The 15,701-nt window shown below is 68.8% G+C and carries 13 protein-coding genes; 5 read left to right on the top strand and 8 right to left on the bottom strand.

The annotated features are described in order from the left end of the window. Positions 1-118: 118 nt before the first annotated feature. Entirely contained in the window at positions 119-1,582 is a 1,464-nt protein-coding gene (locus tag NH14_RS13615; RefSeq protein WP_035522124.1) for an aminotransferase-like domain-containing protein, read from the bottom strand. A gap of 252 nt (positions 1,583-1,834) precedes the next feature. On the opposite strand from NH14_RS13615, the gene NH14_RS13620 reads away from it, so the two are divergent. After that, positions 1,835-2,215 (top strand): DUF2917 domain-containing protein, encoded by a 381-nt coding sequence (locus NH14_RS13620; RefSeq protein WP_084225073.1) that lies wholly within the window; start codon positions 1,835-1,837, stop codon positions 2,213-2,215. Positions 2,216-2,222: 7 nt separating this feature from the next. Here the strand turns inward: NH14_RS13620 and NH14_RS13625 are convergent, their stop codons facing one another. Next, positions 2,223-3,473, bottom strand: coding sequence for a citrate synthase (locus NH14_RS13625; protein WP_035522127.1), 1,251 nt, complete (start codon positions 3,471-3,473; stop codon positions 2,223-2,225). 122 nt (positions 3,474-3,595) lie between these two features. Here NH14_RS13625 and NH14_RS13630 point away from each other — a divergent pair, with 122 nt between their 5' ends. Further along, the gene (locus tag NH14_RS13630; protein WP_035522912.1) at positions 3,596-5,086 is read left to right on the top strand and encodes a CoA transferase; all 1,491 of its coding nucleotides are present in this window, start codon (positions 3,596-3,598) and stop codon (positions 5,084-5,086) included. A gap of 14 nt (positions 5,087-5,100) precedes the next feature. Here NH14_RS13630 and NH14_RS13635 read toward each other — a convergent pair whose 3' ends face one another. Beyond that, complete coding sequence (locus tag NH14_RS13635; RefSeq protein ID WP_035522129.1) at positions 5,101-5,847, bottom strand: GntR family transcriptional regulator; 747 nt, start codon at positions 5,845-5,847, stop codon at positions 5,101-5,103. Between the two features lie 190 nt (positions 5,848-6,037). On the opposite strand from NH14_RS13635, the gene NH14_RS13640 reads away from it, so the two are divergent. The 3 genes from NH14_RS13640 to NH14_RS13650 all read left to right on the top strand — a co-directional run bounded on the left by NH14_RS13640 (position 6,038) and on the right by NH14_RS13650 (position 7,785). Next, entirely contained in the window at positions 6,038-6,883 is an 846-nt protein-coding gene (locus NH14_RS13640) for an aldo/keto reductase (protein ID WP_035522131.1), read from the top strand. A 145-nt stretch (positions 6,884-7,028) separates the two neighbouring features. Further along, the gene (locus NH14_RS13645) at positions 7,029-7,223 is read left to right on the top strand and encodes a hypothetical protein (RefSeq protein WP_161790827.1); all 195 of its coding nucleotides are present in this window, start codon (positions 7,029-7,031) and stop codon (positions 7,221-7,223) included. 373 nt (positions 7,224-7,596) lie between these two features. Continuing rightward, positions 7,597-7,785: a hypothetical protein gene (locus NH14_RS13650; RefSeq protein ID WP_152617068.1), complete on the top strand. Its 189-nt coding sequence runs from the start codon at positions 7,597-7,599 to the stop codon at positions 7,783-7,785. A gap of 670 nt (positions 7,786-8,455) precedes the next feature. On the opposite strand, the gene NH14_RS13655 is transcribed toward NH14_RS13650, so the two are convergent. The 5 genes from NH14_RS13655 to NH14_RS13675 all read right to left on the bottom strand — a co-directional run bounded on the left by NH14_RS13655 (position 8,456) and on the right by NH14_RS13675 (position 15,697). Further along, complete coding sequence (locus NH14_RS13655) at positions 8,456-10,726, bottom strand: dipeptide ABC transporter ATP-binding protein (protein ID WP_035522133.1); 2,271 nt, start codon at positions 10,724-10,726, stop codon at positions 8,456-8,458. Beyond that, a complete protein-coding gene (locus NH14_RS13660; RefSeq protein WP_052147816.1) occupies positions 10,723-11,613 on the bottom strand; it encodes an ABC transporter permease in 891 nt (296 codons plus the stop codon). Before NH14_RS13660 ends, NH14_RS13655 begins: the two co-directional genes overlap by 4 nt. A 19-nt stretch (positions 11,614-11,632) precedes the next feature. Beyond that, on the bottom strand, positions 11,633-12,610 hold the full coding sequence (locus NH14_RS13665; RefSeq protein ID WP_035522918.1) for an ABC transporter permease: 978 nt from the start codon (positions 12,608-12,610) through the stop codon (positions 11,633-11,635). A gap of 102 nt (positions 12,611-12,712) precedes the next feature. Further along, positions 12,713-14,482, bottom strand: coding sequence for an ABC transporter substrate-binding protein (locus NH14_RS13670; RefSeq protein WP_084225077.1), 1,770 nt, complete (start codon positions 14,480-14,482; stop codon positions 12,713-12,715). 99 nt (positions 14,483-14,581) lie between these two features. Beyond that, entirely contained in the window at positions 14,582-15,697 is a 1,116-nt protein-coding gene (locus NH14_RS13675; RefSeq protein ID WP_052147817.1) for a HoxN/HupN/NixA family nickel/cobalt transporter, read from the bottom strand. Positions 15,698-15,701: the final 4 nt, after the last annotated feature.

Below are 15,701 nucleotides of genomic sequence, written 5' to 3' on the forward strand. Positions count from 1 at the left end.
GCAGCCGTCATTGTAGTGAACCCGGCGGTATCGCGACGTAGTGGCGTGCCGCTGCCGTTGCGCGACATGGCAAAACGCGGCAAACGCGGGACGACCGGGCCTTGGCGCGCGGAGTGGATTACCCCGGAACGCGCGCGGCCGCCGCGAAAAACGCTTGCGCGCGCGGGTCCAGCGCGAACGCCACGTTGATGCGCAGCCACGGACTCGGTTCGCCGTGGGGCCGGAAGTGGCTGCCCGGCGACGCGCTCACGCCGAACGGCTCGCCGCAGGGCACGAGCCGGGCCGAGTCGTCCACGTGGGGCACGCGCGCCCAGATGAACTTGCCGCCGCTCTGCGCATAAGCGCGAGCGCCGCCTTGCGCCCCGGTGAGTCCAGCGGCTCCCGCGAGTGGCCCCGCGAACAGCTCCCAGCCGTGCTCTTCCAGCGTGCGCGAGGCATTGCCGAGTGCTTCGGCCAGGCGGCGGCGCAGCCGCTCCAGATGCTTGCGGTAAGCGCCGCGCTCGAGCAGCGTGGCCACCACGGCCTGGGTGAAGCGCGAGCCGCCGAGGCTCGTGAGCGCCTTGATCGAGGCGAGGTCGCGCACGATCGCCGGATTCGCAACCACATAGCCGATGCGCAGCGACGAGGAGAGCGTCTTCGAGAGCCCACCCACGTAGACCACATGCTCGAACTGGTCGAGTGCGGCGAGCCGGTCGCTGGGCTCGGCCTGGAAGTCGGCGTAGATGTCGTCCTCGACGATGGTGAAGCCGTGCTCGCGCGCGAGCTGCAGCAGGCGGAACGCGACCGGCGGCGAGACGATGGTGCCGGTCGGGTTTTGGAACACCGTGTTGATGAAGAACGCGCGTGGGCGATGCTGGGCGAGCAGCGCGTGCAGATGCTCGAGATCGGGCCCGCTCGTCGTGCGCGTGACGCCGACGATCCGCACGCCGTGAAGCTTCAGCAGTCCGTACAAATTGAAGTAGCCCGGATCTTCCACGAACACGGTGTCGCCGGGCTTGAGCATGTAGCGCATCAGGAGGTCGATGCCTTCGCTCGCGCCTTCGGTGATCAGGATCTGCTGGGCGTCGGCGGCAATGCCGAGCGGCGCGAGCCGGTTGCGCAGATGCTCGCGCAGCGTGGCGTCGCCAAGCGGCGAGCCGTAGTCGACGAGACTCGACGGATTGGTGCGCGAGACGTGACGGATTGCCTGGCCGAGCGCGTCGATGTCGCGCCACGCCTGCGGGATCGAGCCGCTGTCGAGTTGCAGCGTCTCGCCGGGCCGGTTGAGCTGGGTGAGCAGGTGGCCCGATTCGTCGGCGGCGTTCGAGAGGTCGCAGGTGCCCATGCCCGACAGCCCCAGCCGCGCGTGTTCGCTCACGTAGAAGCCCGAGCCGTGCCGCGAGTCGAGAAAGCCGAGCGAGACCAGCCGGTCGTAAGCCTCGATCACGGGAAAGCGGCTGATGCGGTAATCGGCGGCGAACTGGCGGATCGAGGGCAGGCGCGCGCCCGGGTGCGCGCCGCGCGAGCGGATCCAGGTCTGCACGCCGGCGACGATCTGGTCGGTGAGCGGGACGCCGCTGGCGCGGTCGAGTTCGAGTTTCATGGGGGTCTCGCTGGGCGCGGCCGGGGTTGCCCGGGCGTTGCGTGAAGTGAATACGGTGGGGACGATCAAGTGTCCGGTTTTTCGACTGCACAGTTCCGGACGAACTGTTCGGAACTGTGCATGGGATCGTCCCGTGCTGACCGCAATAATGCTCCAACCGGGAAGGCCCTTCAAGCCGCCGTTGCAAGCGATCCGTCGCGCGTCGGCGGCGGCATGGGCGCCGCCCGCGAGTTATCGTCAAGGAGCATAGCAATGCGCGAAATCCGTATTTTCGAACTGGAACACGGCGAGCCCGCCGAGACCTGGCGGCTCGCGCAGGCAATGCAACTGCATGTGAGCGAGGGCGAACTGTGGCTCACGCTCGACGGCGACGCGGGCGATTACTGGCTGCGCGCCGGCGAGTCGATTCGCCTTCCGGCTGGCGCGCGCGCGTGCCTGAGCGCGGGGCGCGCGGGGGCGCGCTTCATGCTCGCACTCGGCGGGGCGTCGGCAAACGAGGCGCGCGATATGCAGGCGGCGCCGGCGGCTGCGTTGCCGCGCGGGCAAGGCGCGCGCGGGTTTGCAGGATGGCTGGCCGAGGCGCTGCGCGAGCGCTCGACGCGATTGCAGTGGGGCGCGCGCGTCGCCGGTTGAGCCCGTTTCAACGCTCGTCGCCGAATTTGCCTACATAGCGGGCGCGTGGCCGGATCAGGCGGCCATCGGCGTTCTGTTCGAGCGCATGGGCGATCCAGCCCGTCACGCGCGCCGCCGCGAACAGCGTGAACGCCGCGCCGCGCGGCAGCGCGAGCACGCGCTCGATGGCCGCGAGCGCGTAGTCGAGCGTGGGCCGTGCGCCGGTGGTCTCCGCTACGGCGTGCGCAAGCGCATCGACTTCGTCCATCGGCGAGCGGGTGCTCGCATGCTGCGCCAGCATGTCGAGCAGCAGCCGCGCGCGCGGATCGCCGTCGGGGTAGAGCGGATGCCCGAAGCCCGGCAGCTTCGGCGTCGCGCCGAACTCGTCCGCCGCGAGCCGCTGCGCAAGATAGCGGTGCAGAGCGTCGGCGTGGGCGGCTTCGTCGAAAAGCGCCGCCACGCGCGTGGTTTCGCCGCCGTGGCTCGGGCCGCCGAGCGCGGCGAGACCGCCCGCCGCCGCGCCGAATAGATGCATGCCCGTAGAGGCGATGCAGCGCACCGTGAACGCCGAGGCATTGAGTTCGTGGTCGGCGCTCAGCACGAGCGCGGCGCGCAGCAGTTCCGCCTGCGCGCGCGAGCGCACGCCCCATGCATGCGCGAGCTGTCGATGCAGCGGTTCGCTGGACGGAGCCGCGCAGACTAGCGCGGCGGCCAGCAGCCGCATGAGCTGCGTACCGGTTTCGAGTTGCGCGTCGCGGCCTTGGGCCCAGATGCGCGGCATTTGTGCGGCGGCGGACGGCAGCAGCACCAGCGCGCGCTCGAGCGGGGAGTGCGCGCTCCAGAGCTTGAGCCACGCCGACCATTGCGCGACGGCGATCGGTGCCGCGTTCGCTTCGAGCACGCGGCGCGGCGTGCATTCCCAGAGCAGCGTGGCGATATCTTCGAGCGAGGCGTGACGCGCGAGCGCGATGGCATCCTGGCCGCGATAGAACAGCTTGCCGTCCGCGATCAGCGTGATCGACGATTCGAGCACCGGCACGCCCCAGTCGAGCACCTTCTGCGCGACCTTGCCCGCGCGCTTGCCGTCGGCCTTGCGGCGCGCGAGGCGGCGGACTTCGGCGGCGGCGTAGCGGCGCGATTGAGGCCGGTGCCCGCTGCCGTTGGCATCATCGGCGGCGGGTACGGAGCTGAGCATGCCGCGGCTCACGTAGGCATAGAGCGTGGGCCGGCTGATGCCGAGCGCAGCAGCGGCTTCAGCCGCGGTCATATAGCTGGACATGGTGGCGCGCCTCGTGAAACCGGAAAAATCGATCTATGTTGATCATCATAATCAAGATTGATCCGATGACGAGCGCGCACTTACCCTTGGTGCATCTTCTTCAAGCCGACAGGACGCAAGCCATGACGCCCCGCGACGCGCTCGAGCACCTCTGGATGCTGGCCCATCCCCACGACAGCGCTGCGGCGCACCAGGCTGCGCTCGCCACGGTCGACATCGAAGGCGACGATCCCGGGCTGCCTTCGGTGTTTCGCGTCGGCACGCTGGCGGCGGCGAGCATCGGCGCGGCGGGGCTCGCGGCCGCGCGCTTTCATGAGCTGCGCGGCGGCCCCGGGCAGCGCGTCGGCATCGACGTGCGCCGTGCGCTCGCGGCGTTTCGCAGCGAGCGCTATCTGAGCGTAGATGGCGGCGCGCCGTTCGAATTGCGCCATCCGGTCACTGGCTATTTCGAAACGCGCGACGGCCGCTGGATCCAGTTGCATGCGAACTTCGCGCACCATCTGCATGGCATCCTGCGCGTGCTCGGCTGTGGCGAGCGCCGCGACGACGTCGCGCACACGATCCGCACGCACTGGGACGGCGCCGCGCTGGACGAAGCGCTCGCGCAGGCGGGATTGTGCGCGGCGCTCGTGCGCACGCCGGGCGAATGGGCCGCGCTGGAGCAGGCGCAGGCCGTCGCGAGCCTGCCGCTTTTTGAAATCGAGCGCATTGGCGATGGCGATGATGGCGCGCTCACGCAGCGGCCCGGCGCGCGTCCACTCGAAGGCGTGCGCGTGCTCGACCTCACGCGCATCATCGCGGGGCCGGTGGCGGGGCGCGTGCTCGCGCATCACGGCGCCGACGTGCTGCTCGTCAACGGCCCGCATCTGCCCAATATCGCGCCGCTCGTGATCGACAACGGGCGCGGCAAACGCTCGGCCACGCTCGACTTGCGCGAGGCGCAGCACCGCGCGCAACTGCACGCGCTCGTGCGCGACGCCGATGTGTTCCTGCAAGGCTACCGGCCCGGCGCGCTGGCGGCGCACGGTTTTGCGCCCGAGGCGCTCGCGCGCGAGCGGCCAGGCATCGTGTGCGTATCGATTTGCGCGTACTCGCATCACGGACCGTGGCGCGAGCGGCGCGGCTTCGACAGCCTCGTGCAGTCGGCGAGCGGGATCGTCTGGACCGAGAGCGTGGCGGCCGCGCACGGCGGCGTCATGCAGTCCGCGCAGGTTGATGCGTCAGCCGGGGCATCGCTCGATAAGCGGTTCGATAAGCCGTTCGATGCGCCGCGCCCGCTGCCGTGTCAGGCGCTCGATCATGCGACCGGCTATCTCGCCGCCTTCGGTGCGATGGTCGCGCTCGCGCGGCGCGCGCAGGAGGGCGGAAGCTGGCACGTGCGCGTCTCGCTCGCGCAGACGGGCCGCTGGCTGCAGAGCTTGGGCACGCTCGCGCAAGGCCAGCGCGTGCCCGAGGTGCGTGCGCAGGACCTCGCGGATTGCTTTGAGGAGATGGATACGCCGTTCGGACGCGTGCGCGCCGTGGCCACCGCCGAGCGGCTCGAACGCACGCCGGCGTTCTATGCACGCCCGTGCGTGCCGATCGGGACCGATGCGCCGCGGTGGGCCGCGTGAGGTCGCTGCGCGCGTTATTTGCGCAGCTCGGCGACGAAGTCGTAGTAGTCGTTGCGACAGTAGGTGTCGGTGAGCTCGATGGCGCGTTGATCGGCGGTATAGCCCACGCGCGTGATGAGCAGCAGCGCTTCGTTAGGCGCGATGCTCATCTGCTGCGCGATTTCCTCGCTCGCGTTGACTGCGCGAAAGTGCTGCAGCGCGCGCACGATCGAGAGGCCGCGCTGTTCGAGAAAGCTGTAGAGCGAGTCGCCGATGGCGTTCGGGTCGGGGATCAGCGCGGCGGGGAAGGTCGAGTTCTCGACGGCCATGACGATGCCGTCGGCCAGGCGCAGACGCTTCAGGCGCGTGACCGCGGCGGCGGGCGAGAGGCCGAGCTGGATCACCTCGTCGCGGCTCGCGGGCTGGATCTCGCGCGAGAGCCAGCGCGAACTCGGCTTGAAGCCGCGCTGGCGCAGCATCTCGCTGAAGCTCGTGAGGCGCGAGAGCGGATCTTCATAGCGCGGCGTGATGAAGCTGCCCGCGCCCTGGGTGCGGCGGATCATGCCTTGCTCGACCAGCAGCGCGATGGCCTTGCGCGCAGTGATGCGCGAGACGCCGAGCGCGTCGGCGAGCACGCGCTCGGAGGGCAGCGCCTCGCCGGCTGACCAGCGGTTCTCGTGGATAGCGTCGGTCAGCTTGCGGGCGAGCTGCAGATAGAGCGGCGTGTCGTTGTCCGGGTCCGGGCGCAGGCCGCGCCAGCGGTCTTCCGTGGAGGCGTTCATGGGAGGCAGGCGTGAGAAGCGAACGGCAATTTTATGCCATGGGCGGCGCGGCGAGGAAATGATGGACTTACTCGTCGGCACATGGCCCGGGGCCACGCGAGGCGATACACTGGCCGTTTGCTGCAAGCGCAAATTCGCGTGAGGCCGCGAACAAGGGCTCGGCTTGGGAGCTTTGCATGGGAGAGACTACATGACAACGGATATTGCCAGTATCGCGCTGCCCGGCGGCGAACGCATCGCGAAGCTCGGGCAGGGTACGTGGGAAATGGGTGAGCGAGGATCGCGCCGCGCCGACGAAATCGCTGCGTTGCGTGAAGGCGTCGCGCTCGGCATGACGCTCATCGACACCGCCGAAATGTACGGCGACGGCGCGACCGAAACGCTCATTGGCGAAGCGCTGCAAGGGCTGCGCGAGGACGTCTTTCTCGTCAGCAAGGTGTACCCGCACAATGCGAGCCGGCGCGGCGTCGAGCGCGCCTGCGAGGCGAGCCTGAAGCGCCTGAACACCGACCGGCTCGATCTGTATCTGCTGCACTGGCGCGGCGGAGTGCCGCTCGAGGAAACGGTGCAAGGGTTTGAAGCGCTCGTGCGCGCGGGCAAGATCCGCTACTGGGGCGTTAGCAACTTCGACACCGAGGACATGGAGGAGCTCTTCGAGGTCCCCGGCGGCGACGCCTGCGCAATCAACCAGATTCTCTACAACGTCGCGCGGCGTGGCCCCGAGTACGATCTGCTGCCTTGGGGCGCTGCGCATGGCATGCCGCTGATGGCGTATAGCCCCGTCGATCATGCCCGTCTGCCGAGGCGCTCGCCGCTCGACGACATTGCGTCCCGGCATGGCGTGTCGATTTATCAAGTTGCGCTTGCGTGGGTGCTGCGCCAGCCCAACGTCTGCACGATTCCGAAGGCGGGGCGCGTCGATCACGTGCGCGACAATCGCGCCGCGCTCGACCTCGTGCTGAGCGCCGAGGACCACGCGACGCTCGACGCTTACTTCAAGCCGCCGCGCAGCAAGCGGCCGCTGGAGATGCTGTAGCGCGGAAGAGGCCGGGCAGGCCGGAGGAGTGCGGTGGGTTCCGGCCACCGGCGGCGGCGCCCGGCCGGGGGACCAGGAGACCGCCGCCGTGATGCCTGGAATGACGCGACCGGCCGTCGCGCCAATTCGGAGTGGTTGCGGCGACATGTTCGCACCGCCGTGCGAACTCAATGACCGCCGCCTTTGCCGCCACCGGAACCGCCGCCGTACCCGCCGCCCGGGCCGCCCGACGGTCCCCCTTGCCGAATCCTCCACCGAAGCCACCGCCGAACCCGCCACCGAAGCCACCGCCGAACCCGCCACCGAAGCCACCGCCAAATCCGCCCCCGAAGCCGCCTGAGGGGCCTTCCGAGGGGCCGCCCGATGTGCCGCCGTGAGCGCCGCCGCAACCGCATCCGCTCGATCCGCCACCGCCATTGCTTCCACCACCGCCATTGCTTTCGCCGCTACCACCGCCCGAGTTGCTGGAGCCGCTGGTCGCGCCGCCGACGCCCGAACTCCCATGGCCAGAGCCGGATCCCGAGCCGGAACCAGAACCCGCCCCCGAGCCCGAACTACCTCCGGAACTGGGGCCTCCCGCACCGCCGGCGCTCGCCGAACTCGAAGTTGGCCCGTTGCCGCTGCCACCACGCCCGCAGTTGCCGCTAGTGCCTGCGTAGCAATTCCTCGGCTCGAAGACGAACGCTGCGTCGGCTGCTGCGCTGGCCGAGTCCGTGGCAGCGGTATCCGCGCCCGGGGCATTGCCGGTGGCGCCCGACGTAGTCGACTCGAGCACAGGATTGCCCGGCGAGGCGTCCTCGACCGGCATGCCAGCGCCCATCGTGCCGGCCGCGCCGCTCGCAGGCAGCGCGGAGTCGGCGACGATCGCCCAGCTTGGAGCCGTTGCGTTGTCGGCGGCATGAGCATCGACGGCCGGCAGGAACATACATGCGCCCGCGGCGCCGATTGCACTAATTGCAACGACTGCAAATCCCTGGCTAATCCCGTAGTAATGCTGACTAAAATTCGTTTCGTTCGTTGCTTCCTCCCCGGAAGCGATAGCGTGTACCCGCTTCGCTTCTCTTGGGCCTTGTGTCCAGCGCTGCGCCGCTGATGCGCAGACGCCGTTCCCCGTCAGGCCGAAACCGCTTTGTACCGACACCGCGCCTGCGTGCGTTACACGCAGCCTCCCCGGCGCGGGCGGTATGTGTGGCACCCGGATGCGTTTGCACCGCATGGCCTATTCAGTCAGGAATCCTTGCTGATTGCCGCGGACCGTTACGAAGGCGGCGGAAAGCAGGTATGCCGTGCTGCCGGCCATCCGTTCGCCCGGCGCGAGAAACCACGCGCTTCATCCCCATTCCGTCTGAATTTCACGTTGCCGGGCGGTGGCCGGATGCCTGGTGCCGATTTAGCGAGTTCTGTGCCATCGGTCCAGGAAGTCCGCGTGACGAGGACTTAACATTTTCTTTACGGTCTGGGGCCGGGAAAATTCACGGAAAACGTTTCGGTGATGAAACGCGTACGGAGTGCCCGGCGTTTCGCGTTGCAAAACTGGACAACGCAACGAAATTCGTCTGACCTTCGCGCTGGTCACGAATGGGGTTGTGCCGCCGTCGTTCCGGCTTGAAGCGCGCGTAGCTGCTCGGCCGGAATGTGGCAGCGGATGCGATGGCCTTGGGCGTCCGCCTCGAAGGGCGGCGCGGCTTCGTCGCAGATCGCGCCGATCTTGCGTGGGCAACGCGCGCTGAAGACGCAGCCTGTCGCGCCGCCGGTGGCGTTGCGCGGTATGTCGCCGATGGGCGTGCCGGCCTGGCGATGGCTCGCGGATGTTTCGCGCGCGAGCATGCCGGGATTGAGCAGCGTTTCGGTATAGGGATGGCACGGGCCGTTGAGCACGGCGCTCGCGGGGCCGCTCTCGAGCACGCGGCCCGCGTAGAGCACCATGACGCGGTCCGCGAGATAACGCACTACGTCCAGGTCGTGAGAGATGAACAGATAGCTCACGCCGTGCTCGCGCTGCAAGCGCGCCAGCAGATTTAGAATGGCGGCCTGCACCGAGACATCCAGCGCCGAGGTAGGCTCGTCGCAGATCACCACGCGCGGCTCGCCCGCGAACGCCTGAGCGATTGCCACGCGCTGCTTGAGGCCGCCCGAAAGCTGCCGCGCGCGGGCGGCGAGGTAGCGCATTGGCACGCGCACCGCTTCGAGCAGCGCGGCGACGCGCGCCGCGTTGCGGGCTTCGGCGTTTTCGCCTGTTGCTTCATCAGCAGTTTCGTCTACACGCTCCCCAGCCATTTCGCGCGATCTTGCGTTCGATGCATTGTCCGCGCCTGCGCGCCGCGCCAGAGCGAGTGCACGGCCCACCAGCCGCTTCACAGGCAGGGCGCGATTGAGCGACGCGTCAGGGTGTTGGAACACGACGCGCAACGCCTGCAACTGCCCGGCATCGCGCTGCGCGAGATGCTCGGCGAGGGGCCGTGCGTCGAGCTCCACGGTGCCGCCCGGGTCGGCGGCGTGGAGCCCGAGCAGAAGCTTCGCGAGCGTCGTCTTGCCGCTGCCCGACTCGCCGACGAGGCCGAGCGTTTCCCCGGCGCGCAACTCGAGCGAGACGTCGTCGAGCACGCGCTGCGCGTGCGCGCCGCGGCCGAAGGTGCGCGATACATTGGTCGCGCGCAGCACCACTTTCGCCTCGTGCGCATGCGGCGCGCATGACGTTTCTTCAGCCGGTTCGTTAGTCTGCCGATTCGATTGTCCGCCGGGCGGCGCAATGGTCTCCGCCCCGGCCCGCATATCGGCAATGTCGGCTTCGTTTGCGGCATCGGCGATCGGCAGTTCGATGGCCCGCTCGTGATAGTGGCAGCGCGACATCTGCTCGCCGTGCGCCGCTTCCATGCGATGCGGCGGCGGCGCGTGCTCGCGGCAACGCGCGTCGGCGAGACGGCAGCGCGGGGCGTAGACGCAGCCATGCGTGAGCGCGCCAGGGGCCGGCAGCTCTCCGGGAATCGTGTCCAGCGCGCCGTGCGCCTTGTTGCGGCCCGGCGCCGGCAGGCAGCGCAGCAGCCCCACCGTGTACGGATGGCGCGCCCGCGCGAACACGTCGCGCGTTGCGCCTTCTTCCACGAGGCGTCCCGCATAAAGCACGCCCATGCGCTCGCACATCCCGCGAATCACAGCGAGGTCGTGGCTGATGAGCAGCACCGCCATGCCGAGTTCCGCGCGCAGTTGCGCGATGAGCGCGAGCACTTCGGCCTCGACGGTGGCGTCGAGGCCCGTGGTGGGTTCGTCGAGGATCAGGAGCGCCGGGTTCGACGCGAGCGCCATCGCGATCACCACGCGCTGCTGCATGCCGCCGGAGAGCTGATGCGGCCAGCTCGCCATCACGCGCGCGGGGTCGGCGATGCGCACGCGTTCGAGCATCGCGTGCGACTGCGCGAGGGCGTCGGCGGGGCTCGCGCCGGCAGCTTCGAACGCCTCGCTCAACTGGCGGGCGATCGTGAGCGTCGGGTTCAGCGCGCTGGCCGGATCCTGATAGACCATCGACACCTTATGGGCGCGCAGCATGCGCAGGCCTTCGCGATCGAGCGAGAGCACGTCCTCGCCCGCGATGGCGATGCGCCCCGCCTTCACGCGGCCGTTGTGCGCGAGATAGCGCAGCACGGCGAGCGCGACCGTCGACTTGCCGCAGCCCGACTCGCCCACGAGGCCATACGCTTCGCCGCGCTTGATGCGCAGCGACACGTCGGTGAGCACCTCGCGGTCCTTGCCGCGGACGCGGTAGGCCACCGTGAGGCCGACCAGCGCGAGTGCATCGTCGGCGCTCGGCGCGTGGAAGGTGGCGAGGGCGGGGCGCGCGGCGTTCATGAATCGAGCACCTCGCGCAGGCTGTCGGCGATCAGGTTGACCGCCACCACGAGCGATGCGATCGCGAGCGCATCGAAAGCCACCGTCCACCACGCGCCACCCGCGAGCAGCGCGTACGACTCGGCCAGCGCGAGCCCCCAGTCGGCCGAAGGCGGCTGGATACCGAAGCCGAGAAACGAAAGCGTCGCCACCGCGAAGATCGCGTAGCCGAGGCGAACCGTTGCTTCCACAACGATCGGCGGCCAGACGTTCGGCAGGATCTCCGCGAACATCACATAGTGCGCACGTTCGCCGCGCAGCCGGGCGGCGGCCACGTAGTCGAGATGGCGCTCGGCGAGCACGGCTGCGCGCACAGTTCGCGCGACGAGCGGCGCGAAGGTGATGCCGATCACCAGCACGACGGCGAGGTTCGATGCGCCCACGGCCGCGAGCACGAGCAGCGCGACGATCACGAGCGGCAGCGCGAGCACGGCGTCGAGCGCGCGCGCGACGAGCGTCCCCGCCCAGCCTTCGACATAGCCGGTCAGGAGGCCGAGCGCCGTGCCCGCTAGCGTGCCCGTCAAAGTGGCGAGCGGCGCGATCGTGAGAATGTCGCGTGCGCCCACGATCACGCGCGAGCAGATGTCGCGGCCGAGCTGGTCGGTGCCGCACCAGTGTGTGTGATCGGGCGGCAGGAGCGAGCTGAGCGGGTCGGACGCAAAGGCGTCGTGAGGCGCGATCCAGGCGCCCGCGAGCGCGCAGACGATCCACGCGAGCAGAATCAGCGCGCCTGATACGAACGCGGGCGAGCGCAACAACAGACGCAACGTGGCCACGAATCGCACCTCGCCGGATTCGGCCTCGTGCGAGAGAGTATCGTTAATCGATTCGGATACCGTATCGTTCATGCGTATCCCCGTGAACCCGTCAAGCGCCCGTTTGCGCGCGCAGCCGCGGATCGAACAGCGCGTGCAACAGGTCGGCGCCGAGATTCGCGAGCGTGTAGACGAGGCCTACCGTGAGCACGCCCGCTTCGAGCAACGGAAAGTCTTTTGCCTTCGCAGCGTTGTAGATGAGCGAGCCGATGCCGGGGTAGCGAAACAGCGACTCGACCACCACGAGCCCGCCGATCAGATAGCCGAGTTGCGTGGCCGCCACCGTCACGCTCGGCAGCAGTGCGTTGCGCAGCACGTGGCGCACGATCACGACGCGGCGCGGCAGGCCCTTGAGTATCGCGGTGCGCGTGTAGTCGGCTTCGAGCGCTTCGAGCATGCCCGCGCGCGCGATGCGCGCGAGATAGCCGAAGAACACGAATACGAGCGGCAGCACCGGCAGCACGAGGTGGCGCAGCGTGTCGAGCACGCCCGCATCCGCTGGCGCGACGGCCTCGATCGGCAACCACCGCAGCCAGACCCCGAACACGAGGATGAGTGCGATCGACGAGACGAATTCGGGCACTGCGCTCGCGCACAGGCCCAGCGTGCTGATGAGCCGGTCGAGCCAGCGCCCGCCGTGCAGCGCGGCCCATACGCCGCCGCCGATGCCGAGCGGCACGACCACCACGAACGCGAGCAGCCCGAGTTTCGCCGATTGCAGGAGCGCATCGCCCACCAGCGGCGCCACGCTCTGGTGGAAGGTCCACGAGGTGCCGAGGTCGCCGCGCAATGCATGGCCGATCCAGGTGGCGTATTGGTCGAGCAGCGGGCGGTCCGCGCCGAGCGCGTGGTTGAGCGCCGCCACGGCGCGCGCGTCGGCGAGCGGGCCGAGCACCGCGCGCCCAATGTCGCCCGGCAGCAGTTGGCCGCCCGCGAACACCAGCACGGAAAGCAGCCAGAGCGTGAAAAGCGCCCATGCGGCGCGCTGCGCGAAAAAGCGCGCGACGCCCTTGCCGCGCGCCCCGCGCATGGGCTGTGCGCCGAGCGGCTCGCGCGGGTTCAAAGAGGGCGGTTTCGTCAGCGGTATAGCCATCGGACTCCAGATGCGCGCATGGCAGGCGTTGGACGACGCCTACGCTGCGAGCGTCGCGCGATCGAAATAAAGCTGCGCCAGCGCAGTGAAGTGCACGCCCGAAAGCGCGGTGCGCTGCGCGATCAGCTGATCGTAGAAGTACGGGATGATCACCGGCGTTTCATCGAGCAGCAGCGTCTGGATCTGCGCGGCGACCTGCTTTTGCGCGGCCACGTCGAGCGTCGCCACGAACTGCGCGACCAGCTTGTCGTACTGCGCGTTGCGAAAGTGCGCAGCATTCCACGTGCCTCCGCTCGTGAGCGGCGCGTTGAGGAACACGTTCGGCACGCCGCGATGACCGTAATCGGTGATGCCGAGCGGCGCGTCGAGCCAGTCCGATTTGCCGTAGGTGCCCGCGCCGTAATATTGCGACTGGCTCTCCACCTTCAGCGCGATGCGCACGCCGATTGCCTTCGCGGCGTTCTGCACGACTACGGCGAGATCGGAAATTTCCATGTACTTTTCGGTCGTGAGCGTGATGTCGAAGCCATTGGCGACGCCGGCCTGCGCCAGCAACTGGCGCGCCTTCGCGAGATCGGCCTTGCGTTGCGGCACCGTGCTGGCCGTCGACGGGAAGATCGGCGCGAACGGGCTGTCGTTGCCCACCACGGCGCGGCCCTTGAAGAGCCCGCGCACCATCACGTCGCGATCGAGCGCGAGTGCGAGCGCCTGGCGCACGCGCTTGTCCTTGAACGTGGGCATGTCGTTGCGCATGTGGATCTGCCGATGCGCGCTCGAACGCACGCCAATCACCTTGAAGTCGGGATTGTTCAGGATGCCAAGGCCGCCCTGCACGGTGAAGGTGCCCATGACATCGGCCTGATGGCCCTGCAGCGCGAGGATCTGTGCCTGCTCGTCGGCGTAGAACGCGAACTGCACGCGTTCGGGCAGCGCTTTCTCGCCCCAGTAAGCGTCGTTGCGAATGAAGCTCGCGCCGCGCCGCGTCTCGTAGCGCTCGAGCTTGAACGGCCCGGTGCCGATGAAGCTCTTTTCGTAATTGCCCGCGTAATTCGCGGGCAGCAGCACTGCGTTGTAGTTGTCCGAAGAAACGTAGTAGGGGAAGTTGCCGTTGGGCGCGTCGAGATGGAACGCGACGGTGTGCTCGTCGACCATCTTCGCGGCGCCCTTCGAAAGCACGCCCTTGAGCACCGAAAGCGCTGCCGAGCCGCTCGCGGGGTCGGCGAGGCGATCGAACGTGGCGACTACGTCTTTTGCTCCGAACGGCTGGCCGTCGTGGAATTTCACGCCGGGGCGCAGCTTGAAGGTCCAGACGTCGGCTTTCGCATTGGGCTGCCACGAGAGCGCGAGCGCCGGCTGCAGATGGCCGTCGGCGTCGTCGTTGGCGAGGAATTCGCCGGTCTGGTTCAGGAGGCAGAGCGCGCCCGCGTCGGTTACCGTGAGCGGGTCGACCGCGCCTGCCGGCATCAGGTGCGCGACGCGAATGGTCTGATTGCCGGGCTTGCCAGGCGTGGCCTGGGCGCGCGCGCCGCGCGGCGCGACGAGGCCGCTGCCCGCGAGCGCGAGGCTCGACAGTCCGAGCACGCCGGCGTAACGCAGCAACTCGCGGCGCGTGAGCCGGCCGGCGAGGAACTCGTCGATGGCGTGATTGCCGTAAGCGCAGGCGTGAGCGCGCAATGCGTCGAAGGACGAGGCCGCTGCCGGACGCAACGCTTGCGCCGGTGCGCGCCAGTCGGGCGATGTGGACTCTTGCTGTGGAGCGGGCTTCGAGAGCGAGAAGCGGCGGGGCGGCCTGGACTGCTGACGTTTCATCGGCGCGGGTTTCCGTGCTGTTCCGTGGAAGGGCGCGGCCGCGATGGAAGCGGCCGCGACGGCGGCATGCGGTACGGCAGACGACGAATAGCGTTTAGTTTAGGCGTTTTCCGCCATGCTCGCCGATACGGGCATAGCCGGGGTTGTACCGGATTGCGCGGCCAGCTCGACGAGGCCGGGCCGGCGCCAGCGATGGAACAGCACCGAGCCGATCCAGCACGCGATGAAGAGCGCGACGAGCGCGTAGCCGATCTCGCCGAAGTGCGCGTTCACGCCGGCAACGGCCGACCACAGGCCGCCGCTTGCGCCGAGCTTCTCGCCGATGAACCCAGCCGCCTCCACGCCGCCGATCGCAATCGCCGCGAGCGCCGAGATGAGCGTGATGCTCGCGTTGTAGTAGAGCTTGCGTTTCGGATCGTCCATCGCCCAATCGTAGGCATGAACCATCAGCACGTTATCGGTGGAGTCGACGAGCGTCATGCCCGCGGTGAAAAGCGCCGGAAACACGAGGATCGACATCATCGGCAAGCCCTTGCCCGCTTGCGCGGCGGCGATGGCGAGCAGGCCGATTTCGGTGGCCGTGTCGAAGCCGAGGCCGAACAGCAGGCCCACGGGATACATGTGCCAGCTTTTGCCAACCAGCGCAAAAAGCGGCCGCAGCGCGCGCGAGAGGAGCCCGGCGGGGACAACCGTTTCGACTTCGCCAGCAGCGCGCGCCGCAGTTTCTTCGTGCCGATGCGCGCGACGATAGCGGCGCCAGACATCGCGCAGGATCACGAGGTTTACGCCAGCAATCACGAGCAGGAAGCCCGACGACACCAGCGTGCCGATCGTCGAGCCGATTTCGTGCAACTGCTCGAAGCGCCCGTGCAGCGTGAGCGCCGAGAGCGCGATGCCGAGCGTGGCCGCGATCACGATGCTCGAGTGCCCGAGCGAGAACGCGAGGCCCACGCCAAGCGGCCGCTCGCCGCGCTGCATGAGCTTGCGCGTGACGGCGTCGATGGCGGCGATGTGGTCGGCGTCCACGGCGTGGCGCAAGCCGAAGCCATAGGCGATGACGGCGGTGCCGATAAGCAGCGGATAGTGGCGCAACGCGATCAGCGCCCACGCCCAGGCCGCGATGTTGGCCCCGATCAGGACTGCGTAGAGCGCAATGAGGCGCGGGCGCAGCGATTTGACCGAAGTGGCCGAAGCGGGCGGGGCGGACAATGTCATGCGC

The organism is Paraburkholderia sacchari, assembly GCF_000785435.2.
Classification (GTDB): domain Bacteria; phylum Pseudomonadota; class Gammaproteobacteria; order Burkholderiales; family Burkholderiaceae; genus Paraburkholderia; species Paraburkholderia sacchari.

Coding starts and splice junctions, on each gene's coding strand:
- NH14_RS13615 (WP_035522124.1), bottom strand. CDS start 1,582: ATGAAACTCGAACTCGACCGCGCCAGCGGCGTCCCGCTCACCGACCAG.
- NH14_RS13620 (WP_084225073.1), top strand. CDS start 1,835: ATGCGCGAAATCCGTATTTTCGAACTGGAACACGGCGAGCCCGCCGAG.
- NH14_RS13625 (WP_035522127.1), bottom strand. CDS start 3,473: ATGTCCAGCTATATGACCGCGGCTGAAGCCGCTGCTGCGCTCGGCATC.
- NH14_RS13630 (WP_035522912.1), top strand. CDS start 3,596: ATGACGCCCCGCGACGCGCTCGAGCACCTCTGGATGCTGGCCCATCCC.
- NH14_RS13635 (WP_035522129.1), bottom strand. CDS start 5,847: ATGAACGCCTCCACGGAAGACCGCTGGCGCGGCCTGCGCCCGGACCCG.
- NH14_RS13640 (WP_035522131.1), top strand. CDS start 6,038: ATGACAACGGATATTGCCAGTATCGCGCTGCCCGGCGGCGAACGCATC.
- NH14_RS13645 (WP_161790827.1), top strand. CDS start 7,029: ATGTTCGCACCGCCGTGCGAACTCAATGACCGCCGCCTTTGCCGCCAC.
- NH14_RS13655 (WP_035522133.1), bottom strand. CDS start 10,726: ATGAACGCCGCGCGCCCCGCCCTCGCCACCTTCCACGCGCCGAGCGCC.
- NH14_RS13660 (WP_052147816.1), bottom strand. CDS start 11,613: ATGAACGATACGGTATCCGAATCGATTAACGATACTCTCTCGCACGAG.
- NH14_RS13665 (WP_035522918.1), bottom strand. CDS start 12,610: ATGCGCGGGGCGCGCGGCAAGGGCGTCGCGCGCTTTTTCGCGCAGCGC.
- NH14_RS13670 (WP_084225077.1), bottom strand. CDS start 14,482: ATGAAACGTCAGCAGTCCAGGCCGCCCCGCCGCTTCTCGCTCTCGAAG.
- NH14_RS13675 (WP_052147817.1), bottom strand. CDS start 15,697: ATGACATTGTCCGCCCCGCCCGCTTCGGCCACTTCGGTCAAATCGCTG.